Origin of the sequence: Nonomuraea sp. B12E4 (genome assembly GCF_039871825.1) — a bacterium.
Lineage (GTDB): Bacteria > Actinomycetota > Actinomycetes > Streptosporangiales > Streptosporangiaceae > Nonomuraea.
On sequence record NZ_JBDPME010000008.1, the window covers coordinates 44,691 to 58,320 of the forward strand.

Here is a 13,630-nt window from a genome sequence, read left to right on the forward strand (position 1 = left end):
AACATGATTTGCTAACCCGCCATGGCGCTCGGCGCTTGAACCGACACCGTCGCGCCCTGTCCGTTCCGACCCGGAAGGCCTCCCGAGACCCCCGCCTGAGGTGTCAACGCCGGCCTGCCTAGCACCGTTGCTAGTCAGAAGGAAACATGAGCAACACAGTCACGCGCATCCGCCTCTTGGGTGCCGTCGCCGCCGCGGCAGCGAGTGTCTCCGTACTGTCCGCGTGCTCCTCGCCCGCCCCCTCGGGTGATGCCTCCGCGGCCTCCTGCGAGCCCGCCAAGGGCAAGGTCACCCTCCAGTACTGGAACACCGTCCCCGGCATGGACCAGGTCATCGCCCTGTGGAACAAGAAGAACCCGAACATCCAGGTGGAGATGAAGAACATCTCCAACGACCAGTACGGCACCCTCGGCAACGCCCTCAAGGCCGGCAAGGCGCCGGAGCTCGCGCAGATCGGTTACGACCAGCTCCCCAGCATGCGTACCCAGAACGCCTTCGTGGACGCCTCGGCCTGCGCGGACGCCGCCGCGGCCAAGTCGAAGTTCGTGCCGTGGACCTGGTCGCAGACCAGCTTCGGTGACACCGGCGTGTTCGCCTTCCCGCAGGACACCGGCCCGATGGCCCTCTTCGTCCGCAAGGACATCTTCGAGAAGCGGCACATCGAGATCCCGAAGACCTGGGACGAGTACGCGGCGGCCGCGCAAAAGCTGCACGACGCCGACCCCGATCTCAGCATCACGTTCTTCGACCCGAACAACGCCGAGTTCTTCAACGGGCTGCTCTGGCAGAACAACGCCAGGATGTACGGCTACTCGGGCGACAAGTGGCAGGTCACCGTCGATTCGGAGCAGAGCAGGCAGGTCGCCGACTACTGGCAGAAGCTGATCGACGCCAAGCTCGTCCGCACCGACCTCGCCCACGCCACGCCCCCGATGTACGCCGCGTACCAGAAGGACCAGGTCGCCACCTACATCGGCGCCGCCTGGGGCTACAGCATGCTGCGCGACAACCTGCCCGACCAGGCCGGGAAGTGGACGATCGTCCCGATGCCGACCTGGGGCACGAGCGCCGCGTCCGGCGACTGGGGCGGGTCCACCGTCGCGTTCATGAAGGGCAACACGCACCTGTACGAGTCGGTCAAGTTCAACACCTGGCTGAACACCGACCCCGAAGCCCTCGCGCTGGAGAACAAGCTGGGCGGCCTCTACCCTGCGGCCACCGCCGGTCTGGCGCTTCCCGCCCTGTCGGAAGGCATCCCGTACTACGACAACGAGAAGATCTTCGACGTCTTCGCCCAGTCGTCGAAGAACATCGACACCAGCTTCGCCTGGGGCCCGACCCAGAAGACGGTGAACCTGGCGCTGCAGGACGCGATGGCCAAGGCGGTGACCGGCAGCGGCAAGCTCACCGACGCCATCTCGGCCGCCCAGGCCGCCGCGCTGAAGTCGATGCAGGACCAGGCGATCCCGGCCGTGGCGGGCAACTGACCGCAGCATGGCTGACATCGCAACCCGCGCGGCCCGCGTGGTGGCAGAGCCCGGGGGCCGCCGTCGCCCCGACGACGGCGGCCCCCGGGCGGGCACCGTCGTCGCGTTCCTGACCCCGTTCTTCCTCCCGTTCGTGCTGTTCTACCTGGTGCCGATCGCCTACGCGGTCTGGCAGAGCTTCCTGGTGGTACGCCGCACCGGTGGCCAGTACGGCACGTCGTACACGACTTTCGGTGGTTTCGAGCAGTACGCGCAGGTGTTCCAGAACACTGAGTTCTGGGCCAGCATCGGGCGCATCGGGCTGTTCGGCATCGTGCAGGTGCCGGTCATGCTGTTCGTCGCGCTGGTCATGGCGCTGCTGCTCGACACTCCCCTGCTGAGGCTCAAGGGTTTCTTCCGCGTCGCGGCGTTCATGCCGTACGCCGTACCCGGGGTGATCGCCGCGATCATGTGGTCGTTCCTCTACTCGCCGCAGCTCAGCCCCGTCGTCGACCTGCTGAAAGGCGCCGGCCTGCAGCCGGACTTCCTCGGCCCGGGCGCCGTGCTGTGGTCGGCGGCGAACGTCTCCACCTGGCTCTGGACCGGCTACAACATGCTGATCATGTTCTCGGCGCTGCAGGCGATCCCGGAGGAGCTCTACGAGGCCGCCAAGCTCGACGGCGCGAGCAACTGGGCGATCGCCTGGCGGATCAAGGTCCCGATCATCGCCCCGTCGATCATCCTCACCACGGTCTTCTCGATCATCGGCACGCTGCAGCTCTACGCCGAGCCGGCCGTGCTGCGCCAGATCTCCTCGAACATCTCGAGCACGTTCACCCCGAACATGCTCGCCTACGCGGTGGCCTCCGGGAACAACTACCAGCAGGCAGCGGCGATCTCCGTGGTCATCGCCGTCATCACCTTCGTCCTGAGCTTCGGGTTCATGCGACTGACCTCGAAGAAGGCAGGACTGTGAGCATCCAGACCCCGATCCGCGAAAGCCGCGTCAGCCGCACGGCCGCCATGGCGCTGATGTTCCTGCTGGCGATCTACTTCCTGCTGCCGGTCTACTTCCTGATCGTCGCGGCCACGAAACCGCAGGGCGACCTCGCCTCCACCTTCGGGCTGGCCTTCTCGCACTTCGACCTGTTCCAGAACCTGAGCACCCTGTTCGGCCGCAGCGACGGGATCTTCGGACGGTGGGCGCTGAACAGCGTGATCTACGCGGTGCTGGGCGCGGCCGTCGGAACGCTGATCTCCGCGCTGTGCGGCTACGCGCTGGCCAAGTTCAGGTTCCGGGGCCGGGAGTTCCTGTTCTCCGTCATCCTCGGCGGTGTCCTCGTTCCCACCACCGCGCTCGCGCTCCCGCTGTTCCTGCTGTTCTCGGCTACCGGGATCGTCAACACCTATCTCGCGGTGTTCCTGCCCAGCATCGTCAGCCCGTTCGGCGTCTACCTCGCCCGCGTCTTCACCGCCGCCGCCGTTCCCGACGAGATCATCGAGGCGGCGCGGCTGGACGGCGCCGGCGAGTTCCGCACGTTCTTCTCGGTGGCGTTCAAGCTGCTGACGCCGTCGCTGGTGACCATCTTCCTGTTCCAGTTCGTCGGCATCTGGAACAACTTCTTCCTGCCGATGGTGATGCTGCAGGAGGAGTCGCTCTTCCCGATCACGCTCGGCCTCTACGGGTGGAACGGCCAGACCGCCCGGGTCTCGCTCCTGCAGGAGTCCGTGATCACCGGCTCGCTGGTGTCGATCGTGCCGGTGATCATCCTGTTCATCCTCCTCCAGCGGTTCTGGCGCGCCGGGCTCGCCGCGGGCTCCCTCAAGTAGCCGGGATCACTCGGGTGGCAGGTGGGCGACCCGCAACGGCTCCGCGCGACCGGCGGTGACCCCCGGCCGGGGAACCGGATGGCCGGTGCCGGAGGTCGTGACCGGAGCGGAAATTCGTGATCTCCTCGTTGCTGTAGCGGCAGAAGTACGACAGTTAGGGTCTTTGGCATGAAACCTGCGGATATCTCCCTTTTGCCCGCACTCGGCGCGCCGACGATCTCACCCGACGGGAAGCACGCGATCGTCGCCGTGTCCCGGCCCGACCTCGACACCGACGAGTACCGCGGTGGCCTCTGGCTGGTCCCGACGGACGGCTCCGCCGAGCCGCGCCGGCTGACGAGAGGTCCGCGCGACGACCAGCCCGCCTACTCCCCCGACGGCGCCTGGCTGGCCTTCGTCCGCGGCGGCGACGGCGCCAAGCCGCAGGTCTACGTGATGCCCACCGCCGGCGGCGAGCCGCTGAAGGTCACCGACCAGCCGCTCGGCGCCGGCGAGCCGGTGTGGAGCCCCGACTCGCGGCGGCTGGCCTTCGTCGCACGCGTGCCCGAGGAGGGCCGGTACGTCGACACCCCGCCGGAGAAGGAACGGCCGCGCCGCGTCACCGGCTTCAAGTACCGGCGGGACAACGTGGGTTTCTTCCTCGACCGGCGCGCCCACGTCTTCGTCGTCGATCCCTTCACCGAGGAGCCCGCGGCCACCCAGGTGACCGAGGGGGACTTCGACCACGGCGGGGTCGCGTGGAGCCCGGACGGCGCGCTGCTCGCGTTCGTGGCCGCCCGCCACGACGAGCGGGACAGCACGCTCACCGACGACGTGTGGGTGTGCGCCTCCGACGGCTCGGACCTGCGCCGCGTCACCGCCACCGGCCTGTCGGTGGCCGCGCCGCGCTTCACCCCGGACGGCGACGCCCTGTGCTTCCTCGGCGCCGAGGCGGGTCCCGAGGGCCGCGAGCTGGTCGGCAGGAACTTCGGGCTCTGGCTGGTGCCGCTCGCCGGTGGCACGCCCCGCCGCCTCACCGACGAGGAGCGCTTCCACCTGCCCGTCGTCCCGTACGTCCCCACCGCCGACGGTGTGCTCGTCACCGTGGAGAACCGGGGTGCCAAGGACCTGCTGCGCGTACCGTACGCGGGCACCGAGCCCACCGTGCTGATCGACGGGCACCGCGAGGTCAACGCCGTCGCCCACGCCGCCGGTGTCACCGTCGTCACCGTCGCCGACACCCGCAGCACCGGCGAACTGGTCGTACTCCGCGACGGCGCGGAGGCCACCCTCACCTCCTTCGGCTCCGGCCTCGACGTGCTGCCCATCGAGGAGGTCACCGGCACGGCCCCGGACGGCTACCCGGTACACGGCTGGATCGTCCGGCCCGCCGGCGAGGGGCCGCACCCCGTACTCCTCATGATCCACGGCGGCCCCTTCGCGCAGTACGGCTGGCGCGTCTTCGACGAGGCCCAGGTGTACGCCTCGGCCGGTTACGCGGTCGTCATGGGCAACCCGCGCGGCTCCTCCGGCTACGGCCAGGCGCACGGCCGGCACATCTTCGGCGACGTCGGCCGCCGGTCGGCCCTGGACCTGCTGGCGCTGTTCGACGCCGCCCTGGCCACCGGCGGCCTGGACGCCTCCCGCGCGGGAGTGCTCGGCGGCTCGCACGGAGGCTTCATGACCACGTGGATGGCCGCCCACCACGGCGACCGGTTCAAGGCGGCGATCAGCGAGCGCGCGGTCAACGCGATCGACAGCTTCCACGGCAGCAGTGACATCGGATGGTCGTTCGCGCGTGACCTGTACGGCGACGACCCGGCGCGCTGGGTGGAGCAGAGCCCCCTCACACACGCCGACAAGATCGACAAGCCGTTCCTGATCATTCATTCGGAGCACGACTGGCGGTGCCCGGTGGAGCAGGCGCAGCGGCTGTTCGTCAAGCTGCAACTGCGGGGGGTGGAGTCGGAGCTGCTGCTGTTCCCCGGGGAGGGGCATGAGATGTCCCGTTCGGGGCTTCCCAGCCACCGGGTGGCCCGCTTCGAGGCCATCCTCGACTGGTGGGGACGGCACCTGTAGGCGCACCCCGCCGGTGCGCGCACGGCCGTGGGCATCAGCGCCCACGACCGCTACGGCTGGGGCGGTGCCGCGACCTTTCGCCGGCGTCGTCCGCTCCTGACGAGGAAGGTCACCCCGGCGAGGAGGAAGAGGCCGCCCGTTCCGGCCCAGAAGTATTCCGAGTTGCCGGGCACCGGGCGGATGAGCGTGCCGAACGCCTCGGCGCCGCACTCCCAGCCGTATTCGCCGGACACCGGCGAGACGAACGTGCCGACGACATCGCTGTCGTTGGCCGGTGCCGGGGTCAGGGTGACCGGGACACCCTGCCGGCCGTACCCGGGGGACAGCGTGCAGGTGACCCGCTCGCCCGCGGCCGGGCCGCCGCCGAACATCGACACCTCGTACGGCGAGCCCTGGCGGAGGGTGGTCGTGTCGAAGCTGTGGCCCTGGTTCATGTCGTCGTACATGTGAACCAGGCCCGGGGACGCGAACGCGACAAGTGAGATCACCAGAAAGAACACCGAAGCAGCGATCAGCAACCAGCCCGCGCCCCGTCCTGATGCCATGGGCCCCATCCAACCAGCATTCGACCGGGATCGCGCACGCCGTGGACGTCTCCAACATCGTCGGCCTCGTGATGATCGCGGCGCTGGTGGGCGTGAGTGTGGTCCTCATCCAGCGCCCCAGGAAGATCATCCAAGAACCGGCCGAACAGACGTAGCCCCCAGCCGGACCGGTCCGGGCAGCCCGCAGGAGGGTGTCGTGGGCCGCGGGACTAATCTGCACCGTGCGGTATCACGGTCGATGGCGGGTCTGCTGTCCGCGGGTTGGGGGAGGATGTGGGCTGGGTCGAGTTCGAAGTGCTGGGGCAGGTGCGCGCCTGGGCCGGCGGGCAGGAGATCGAGCTGGGGCCGGCCCGGCAGCGGAGCGTGCTGGCGGCCCTGCTGGTGCACGTCAACCAGCCCGTCTCCGTGGAGCGACTGGCCGAGTGCGTGTGGGGGGCGGCGCCGCCGCAGCGGGCCGCGGGGACCCTGCACAGCTACCTGTCCCGGCTGCGTACGGCCCTGCCCGCCACCTGGGACGGCGGCATCCGGCGCGGCAGCGGCGGCTACCTCCTGCGTGCCGAGGAGGACGCGGTGGACCTGCACCGCTTCCACGCCCTGCTGGCCCGGGCCCGCGCCAGCGCCGGCGAAGGTCCGGCGGCCGACCTCTACGAGCAGGCGCTGGGGCTGTGGCGCGGCGCGCCCCTCGACGGGCTGGACACCCCGTGGGCGGCCACCCTGCGGCACGCCCTGGAAAGCGAGCGGTTCACCGCGCGGCTCGACCACCACGACCTCAGGCTCAGCCGCGGCGAGCACGCCGCGCTCCTGACCGATCTCACCAGCCTGGCCGTCGCCCATCCACTGGACGAGCGCCTCGCCGGACAGCTCGTCCTCGCCCTCTACCGCTGCGGCCGCCAGGCCGAGGCCCTCGTCCACTACGAGCAGACCCGGCTGCGGCTGGCCGAGGAGCTCGGCGTGGACACCGGCCCCGAGCTGCGGCGTCTGCACCAGCAGATCCTCACCGCGGACCCCGCCCTCACCGCGACCCCGTCCGCCACGGTCCCGACGCCGCGGCAGCTACCGGCGCCACCGCCCACCTTCGCCGGCCGCGCCCACGAGCTGGCCGCCCTCGACGAGGCCGCCGGCCAGGGCGGCCGGACGGTCGTCATCTCCGCGATCGGCGGCACCGGCGGCATCGGCAAGACCTGGCTGGCGCTGCACTGGGCCCACCGCAACCTCCACCGCTTCCCCGACGGCCAGCTTTACGTCAACCTGCGCGGCTTCGACCCGTCCGACACGCCAGTGTCTCCCGAGACGGCAGTGCGCGGCTTCCTGCAGGCCCTGGGCACCGACCCCGGCACCATCCCCTCGGATCCGCAGGCGCAGGCGGCGCTGTATCGCACCCTGGTGGCCGGCAAGCGGATGCTGATCATGCTGGACAACGCCCGCGACACCGCCCAGGTCACCCCGCTGCTCCCCGGGGGCCCGTCCAGCGCGGTCCTGGTCACCAGCCGCCACCAGCTCACCGGCCTGGTCACCGGCCACGGCGCCCGCCCGATCACCCTGGACGTCCTGGACCCGGCCGAATCCCACCAGACCCTCACCCGCCACCTCGGCACCGGCAGGACCCACGCCGAACCGGCGGCCACCGACGAGCTGCTCGCCCACTGCGCCGGTCTGCCCCTGGCGCTGGGCATCATCGCCGCCCGCGCCGCCATGCAGCCCCGCCTCCCGCTGTCCGAGCTGGCCGGGCAGTTGCGCGCGTACGCGCTGGACGCGTTCGACGCCGGAGAGCACCACGCCGACCTGCGTACGGTCTTCTCCTGGTCCTACCGTGCCCTGACGCCATCGGCCGCGCGCCTCTTCAAGCTGCTCGGCACCACCCTCGGGCCGGACATCGACCGGGACGCCGTGGCCAGCCTGACCGGTCTGGCGGCAGGCGAGGTCAGGCCGCTGCTCGCCGAGCTCATCCGCGCGCACCTGCTCATCGAGCACCTCCCCGGCCGCTACACCATGCACGACCTGGTGTGGGCCTACGCCGTGGAGCTCGTCACCGCCAGCGACGAGTACGAGCCCGCCCTGCACCGCCTGCTCGGCCACTACCTCCATTCCGCCTACGCCGCCGGCCTCCAGCTCAACCGGCACCGGCGTCCCCTGCCACTCGGCGACCCCCCGCCGGGGACCACCCCGGTCGAACCGGCGGACGACGGCCAGGCACTGGCCTGGCTCACTTCCGTGCACCAGGTGATCCTCTCCGCCGTGCAGCAGGCCGACCGGACCGGACTCGACAGCCACGCCTGGCAACTCGCCTCCGCCATCGGCGACTACCTGGACCGGCAGGGGCACTGGAACGATCTGCTCAGCACCCAGCGGACCGCCCTGTCGGCGGCCCGCCGGCAGGCCGACAAGATCGCCGAGGCGCAGGCGCATTGCGGTCTGGCCCGCGCGCACATCCGGCTGGGCCAGTACGACGACGCCCGGACCCGGCTCCGGCAGGCTCTCGCCCTGTACGTCGAGTTGGCGGACATCGACGGCCAGGCACGCACGCACCAGGGCCTCAGCTTCATCCTCGAGAAACAGGGCCGGTACGCCGACGCCATCACCCACTCCGAGCAGTCTCTCCATCACTTTCGGACGACGGGCAACGTCGGAGCGATCGCCATGCTGCTCAACTCGCTCGGTTACCATCACGCCCTGCTCGGCGACCACGAGCAGGCCATCCTCCACTGCCGGCAGGCCCTCGACCTGGCGCAGGAGAACGGCTACAAGCACGGCCAGGCCCAGGCGTCCGACAGCCTCGGCTACGCCCATCACCGGCTGGGCCGCCGCTCCGAGGCGATCGACCACTACGAGCGCGCGGTCCGCCTCTACCAGGACGTCGGCGACCGCTGGGGCGAGGCCGACACGCTCGTCCACCTGGGAGACGTACAGGAGGCCTGCGGTGACGAGCAGGCCGCCCGTGACACGCTGGGCCGCGCGCTCGGCATCCTGGAGCAGCTCGACGACCCGGACGCGGACAAGCTCCGCGCCAGGCTGAACGGCCACGCGTCCCGGTAGCGGAAGGAGCTGTCACGCCGCCGGCCTCGGGTCCGCCACCGGGCCGCCGGCCGGCGAACCGGTGGCGGCCCGGTGGTGAACCGGGCGGGTCAGCGCCGGGTGGACTCCTCGACGCCCTTGAGCACGGCGTCGGCGATCGAGCGCGGGTCGACGCCGAAGTGCCTGCGTACGGACTCGCGGGTGCCGGACAGCCCGAACCCGTCGGTGCCGAGCGACGTCCACGGCTGGTCGATCCAGGGCCGGATCTGGTCGGGGACGGCGCGCATCCAGTCGCTGACCGCGATCACCGGGCCGTCGATCCCGGCCAGGGCCTTGCGCAGGAAGGGCACGTCCGTCGCGGTCATGGCGTCACGGCGCAGCTCGCTCCACGAGGTGACGGACCAGACGTCGACGCCCAGGCCGTACTCCTCCCGCAGCAGGCGCTGCGCGGCCAGCGCCCAGTGGATCGCGGTGCCGCTGGCCAGCAGGTGAGCCTGGCCGCCGCCGGCGGAATAGCGGTAGATGCCCCGGAGGATGCCCTCCTCGACGCCCTCGGGCATCGCCGGCTGGGGCATCGGCTCGTTGTAGACGGTCAGGTAGTAGAACACGTCCTCGGCGGCGGGCCCGTACATCCGCCTGAGGCCCTCGCGCACGATCACCCCCACCTCGTAGGCGAAGGCGGGGTCGTAGGCCAGGCACGCGGGGTTGGTGGAGGCCAGGAGCTGGGAGTGCCCGTCCGCGTGCTGCAGCCCTTCTCCCGTCATCGTGGTCCGGCCGGCGGTGGCGCCGATGAGGAACCCGCGGCCGAGCTGGTCGGCCAGCGCCCACATCTGGTCGCCGGTGCGCTGCCAGCCGAACATCGAGTAGAAGATGTAGAAGGGGATCATGGGCTCGCCGTGCGTGGCGTAGCTGGACGCCGCGGCGGCGAAGGAGGCCATCGATCCGGCCTCGGTGATGCCTTCGAGCAGGATCTGCCCGTCGGTCGCCTCCTTGTAGGCCAGCAGCAGCTCCCGGTCGACGGACTCGTAGCGCTGGCCCAGCGGGGAGTAGATCTTGGCGGTGGGGAAGAGCGACTCCATGCCGAACGTCCTGGCCTCGTCCGGCACGATCGGCACCCAGCGGCGTCCCGTCTCCGGCTCCTTCATGAGGTCCTTGACGAGGCGGACGAAGGCCATCGTGGTCGCCACCGGCTGCGCGGAGCCCTTCTCCAGCGCGCGGAAGGGGCGCTCGCCGGGCTCGGGCAGCGGGTGGTGGGAGACCCGCCGGCTCGGCACGGGGCCACCGAGGGCGCGCCGCCGCTCGGCCACGTAGCGGGCCTCCGGCGAGTCGGGGCCGGGGTGCAGGTAGGGCGGCAGGTCGCCGTCGAGCTCGCGGTCCGGCACGGGGAGGTCGAGCCGGTCGCGCAGGACGCGGAACTCCTCGTTGGTGAGTTTCTTCATCTGGTGGTTGGCGTTGCGCGCCTCGATCCCGGCGCCGAGCGTCCACCCCTTGACGGTCTGTACGAGAACCACGGTGGGCGCGCCACGGTTGTCCAGGGCCCGGCGGTAGGCGGCGTGCACCTTGCGCGGCTCGTGGCCGGCCCGCGAACCGCCGATGACGCGCCGCAGGTGCTCATCGGAGAACCGCACGTCCAGCCCCTGGAACAGGTGCTCCCTGATGTAGGCCCCGTCGGCGGCGGCGAACGTCTGGAACTGCCCGTCGGGCACCGTGCCCAGCCGGGCCACCAGCTCCTCCGAGCGGAGCAGCTCGTCCCACTCCCAGCCCCACAACGCCTTCACCACATGCCAGCCGGCGCCCCTGAAGACGCTTTCGAGCTCCGACACGATGCGGGTGTTACCGCGTACGGGCCCGTCGAGCCGCTGCAGGTTGCAGTTGATCACAAAGGTGAGGTTGTCCAGCCCCTCGCGGGCGGCGTGCGTGAGGGCGGCCGTGGACTCCGGCTCGTCCATCTCGCCGTCACCGAGGAAGGCCCACACGTGACTCCGCGACGTGTCCTTGATGCCACGGTTGTGCAGATAGCGGTTGAAACGGGCCTGGTAAATCGCATTGAGCGGGCCGAGGCCCATGGAGACAGTGGGGAACTGCCAGAAGTCCGGCATGGCCCGCGGATGCGGGTATGACGGCAATCCGCCCTCGGGCTCGCGCCGGAACAGATCGAGCTGCTCCAGGCTCAGCCTGCCCTCCAGGTAGGCCCGGGCGTAGATCCCGGGCGAGGCGTGGCCCTGGAAATAGACCTGGTCGTGCTCACCGTGGAAGAAGTGGTTGAAGCCCACCTCGTACAGCCAGGCGGCCGAGGCGTAGGTCGCCAGATGGCCGCCGAGCCCCAGCTTGCTGCCCCTGGTGATCATGACCGCGGCGTTCCACCGATCGTAGGCCGCGACGCGCTCCTCGATCGCGAGGTCCCCCGGATACTCGGGCTCATCCGACGTCGGTACGGTGTTGATGTAGCGGCTGCTTGTGGCCAGCCTGCGCAGCAGGTAATCGGCCCGTTCGGGGCCCGCTGCCCGCCGGACCGCCTCCAGCGATTCAAGCCATTCGGCGGTTTCCTGCGGATCGAGGTCTTTCTCCATGTCACCATTAAACACCCTATGATCGATCGTCCGATGTCTGTATTACTATGCTGTGGTGAAACCTGTCGTGCGCTCACCGCTTCGGGATCAGATCCGGCAGGTCGTGCTCGATGGCCTCATCGACGGCCGCTGGGGGCCAGGTGACCGCGTCGTCGAGCGCCAGCTCGCCACCGAGCTCGGCGTCAGCCAGGCCCCGGTGCGCGAGGCGCTGCGCGAGCTGGAGGCGCTCCGGCTGATCGAGTCCGCCCCCAACCGGGGCGCGCGTGTGCGCAAACTCACCGAGACGGATTTGCGCGAGGTCTATCAGGTGCGCGCGGGCCTGGAGGAGACGGCCGTACGGCTGCGCCGCCCGCCCGTGGCGGCCCTGCGCGCCCACGTCGCCGGCCTGCACGCGGCGGCCGCCGCCGACTCCCTGACCGACCAGGTCCGCCACGGCGTGGCCTTCCACCGCGAGATCGTCAAGGCGCCCGGCAACGACGTGCTGCTGGCGGTGTGGGAGTCCCTCGGCGTCGAAGTGTGGACACACCTGTCGATCCGCCTGTTCCGGGCCCGGGCGGTGGAGAACACCGCCGGTCACGAGGCGCTCGTGGCGGCGTTCGAACGTGACGACCCGCACGTGGGCGCGCTGCTGCGCGAACACGTCCTCGACTACTCCTCAACCGCTCGCCGCTGACCCGAGCCCACTCAATCGGTCGCCATTGACCGAATCCGCGTCCTCGGCGACCCACGACCTGTCGCCGTCGGCCCGCCGCGCGGCCGCGCCAAGATCGGCCCGACCAATCCGGGGGTAACGCATTAGGCTGATTCCAGGACGACTCGGACGGAGGCGTGGCCGGAGATGAGCGAGGCCGATCCGCACATCCACGTCGAGCGCAAGGTGATGCAGGCCGGTGCCGACTACCGCAACCTGATCGCCTCCACACTGGGTGCCGTGCCCGACGCGCCGAGTGTCGTCACCACCGGCTGCGGGCTCCAGGTGGCCTACGCGATGACCTCGCCCCGCCCGGAAAGCGTCACCTGCCTCGCCTGCCGGGAGCACGCGCGCCAGGAGCACCTGCGCTTCGCCGAGCAGGTGGAGCGCATGGGCTGGATCCCCGGCTCACCCATCGACGCCGACCAACTGGCCAAGACCGCGCAATGGGCCAGGGACATGGCGGAGAGGTTCGGCGGCTACTCCAAGGGCTGGTGACGACACCGGGCCGGGACCCCCGGTCAGGCGGGTGCCGGGGTTGTGCCGCCGGGCCGCGTCGATGAGCTCCTCGCCGGTCGGCTCCCGCCGCACGGTGACCACCATGCCGAGGCAGCCAGCCGCAACATCCCCGACCGCGGGGCCGTGGCTCAGAAGGTCCGGGAGAACGACTTCGAATACAACGGGGTCACGGGAAACCTCAACTTCCGGGAGTCGCGCCTGCCGGTAAACGGCAACCTGGCGACTCTCCGGATGGACGACATCAGCAAGCTCGACGCCCCCGCAATGCGTCCTCTTCCAGGGATACCTGTACGACAGGGCCCCGGCCGCGCCGTCCCCCGCCTCCTGTCCCGGCGGGCAGGCGGCACCGGCGCGCTGAATCCGTCCGCGGCGGCATCCCCAGTTTCGGGGGCGGCGCGCGAGAACGTACGTTGCGTGGTTTTTGCGGAGGGCTGAGCGATCTTCCGTACTGTGCGGGCAAGTTTGGCGTAAGCGAGATCGATTCCCGGTCATTCGCTCGTCGAGTTGCAGGTATATCCGGATCTGAGGCCGTTTCCCGAGGTCGCCTCGACAGCGGTCGTGCCCCGGGAGACGATCGGCTCGAACCCGCTCGAAAGGCGCCCGCCATGGCGATGTACGGCTATCGCTGTCCAGATTGCAGCGACCTCGCGATCGCATTTCCGATCGGCACCGCACCCGCCTCGGTGCCGTGCCCGGACTGTGGCGCGACCTCGGCCCGGGTGTTCTCGGCGCCGAGGCTGAGGCGTACTCCGGCCGCCGTGTCCGCGCGGTTGGGGCGTGCGGAGCGCAGCGCCACCGAGCCCGAGGTCGTCACGGCGCTGCCGCGGCGTCGCGGCGGGGGCGCGGTGGCCGCCCATCCCGCCACCAGCCGCCTGCCGCGTCCGTGACCGTCCCTGCGCCTGATCAGGAGTCTGCCGGATGGCTTACTCCCAGAACCGA

Annotated in this window: 11 protein-coding genes; 9 read left to right on the forward strand and 2 right to left on the reverse strand. The window is 70.5% G+C overall.

Features of this window, described 5'->3' with window-relative positions; genetic code table 11:
* The first annotated feature begins 146 nt into the window (after window positions 1-146).
* The 4 genes from ABGB18_RS19765 (at window position 147) to ABGB18_RS19780 (ending at window position 5,354) form a co-directional block, all read left to right on the forward strand.
* The gene (locus ABGB18_RS19765; protein ID WP_347697001.1) at window positions 147-1,487 is read left to right on the forward strand and encodes a hypothetical protein; all 1,341 of its coding nucleotides are present in this window, start codon (window positions 147-149) and stop codon (window positions 1,485-1,487) included.
* 7 nt (window positions 1,488-1,494) lie between these two features.
* Window positions 1,495-2,442: a sugar ABC transporter permease gene (locus tag ABGB18_RS19770; protein WP_347697002.1), complete on the forward strand. Its 948-nt coding sequence runs from the start codon at window positions 1,495-1,497 to the stop codon at window positions 2,440-2,442.
* Window positions 2,439-3,296 carry a carbohydrate ABC transporter permease gene (locus ABGB18_RS19775; RefSeq protein WP_347697003.1) on the forward strand — a complete coding sequence of 286 codons (858 nt, stop codon included), beginning with the start codon at window positions 2,439-2,441 and terminating at the stop codon, window positions 3,294-3,296. Before ABGB18_RS19770 ends, ABGB18_RS19775 begins: the two co-directional genes overlap by 4 nt.
* Before the next feature lie 168 nt (window positions 3,297-3,464).
* A complete protein-coding gene (locus ABGB18_RS19780; protein WP_347697004.1) occupies window positions 3,465-5,354 on the forward strand; it encodes a S9 family peptidase in 1,890 nt (629 codons plus the stop codon).
* A 50-nt stretch (window positions 5,355-5,404) separates the two neighbouring features.
* Here ABGB18_RS19780 and ABGB18_RS19785 read toward each other — a convergent pair whose 3' ends face one another.
* The gene (locus tag ABGB18_RS19785) at window positions 5,405-5,899 is read right to left on the reverse strand and encodes a hypothetical protein (RefSeq protein ID WP_347697005.1); all 495 of its coding nucleotides are present in this window, start codon (window positions 5,897-5,899) and stop codon (window positions 5,405-5,407) included.
* Here ABGB18_RS19785 and ABGB18_RS19790 point away from each other — a divergent pair.
* Window positions 5,893-6,054: a hypothetical protein gene (locus ABGB18_RS19790; RefSeq protein ID WP_347697006.1), complete on the forward strand. Its 162-nt coding sequence runs from the start codon at window positions 5,893-5,895 to the stop codon at window positions 6,052-6,054. The two genes, ABGB18_RS19785 and ABGB18_RS19790, sit on opposite strands and share 7 nt — an antisense overlap.
* A gap of 118 nt (window positions 6,055-6,172) precedes the next feature.
* Window positions 6,173-8,932: a BTAD domain-containing putative transcriptional regulator gene (locus ABGB18_RS19795; RefSeq protein ID WP_347697007.1), complete on the forward strand. Its 2,760-nt coding sequence runs from the start codon at window positions 6,173-6,175 to the stop codon at window positions 8,930-8,932.
* An 89-nt stretch (window positions 8,933-9,021) separates the two neighbouring features.
* Here ABGB18_RS19795 and aceE read toward each other — a convergent pair whose 3' ends face one another.
* Complete coding sequence (gene aceE / locus ABGB18_RS19800; protein WP_347697008.1) at window positions 9,022-11,481, reverse strand: pyruvate dehydrogenase (acetyl-transferring), homodimeric type; 2,460 nt, start codon at window positions 11,479-11,481, stop codon at window positions 9,022-9,024.
* Window positions 11,482-11,536: 55 nt separating this feature from the next.
* Between aceE and ABGB18_RS19805 the strand changes: the two genes are divergently transcribed.
* From ABGB18_RS19805 to ABGB18_RS19815, 3 genes are all read left to right on the forward strand, one after another.
* Window positions 11,537-12,154, forward strand: a complete 618-nt coding sequence (locus ABGB18_RS19805; protein WP_347697009.1) for a GntR family transcriptional regulator — start codon at window positions 11,537-11,539, stop codon at window positions 12,152-12,154.
* Window positions 12,155-12,319: 165 nt separating this feature from the next.
* Window positions 12,320-12,670, forward strand: a complete 351-nt coding sequence (locus tag ABGB18_RS19810; protein ID WP_347697010.1) for a hypothetical protein — start codon at window positions 12,320-12,322, stop codon at window positions 12,668-12,670.
* A 779-nt stretch (window positions 12,671-13,449) separates the two neighbouring features.
* Entirely contained in the window at window positions 13,450-13,578 is a 129-nt protein-coding gene (locus ABGB18_RS19815; RefSeq protein ID WP_347697011.1) for a hypothetical protein, read from the forward strand.
* Window positions 13,579-13,630 lie beyond the last annotated feature (52 nt).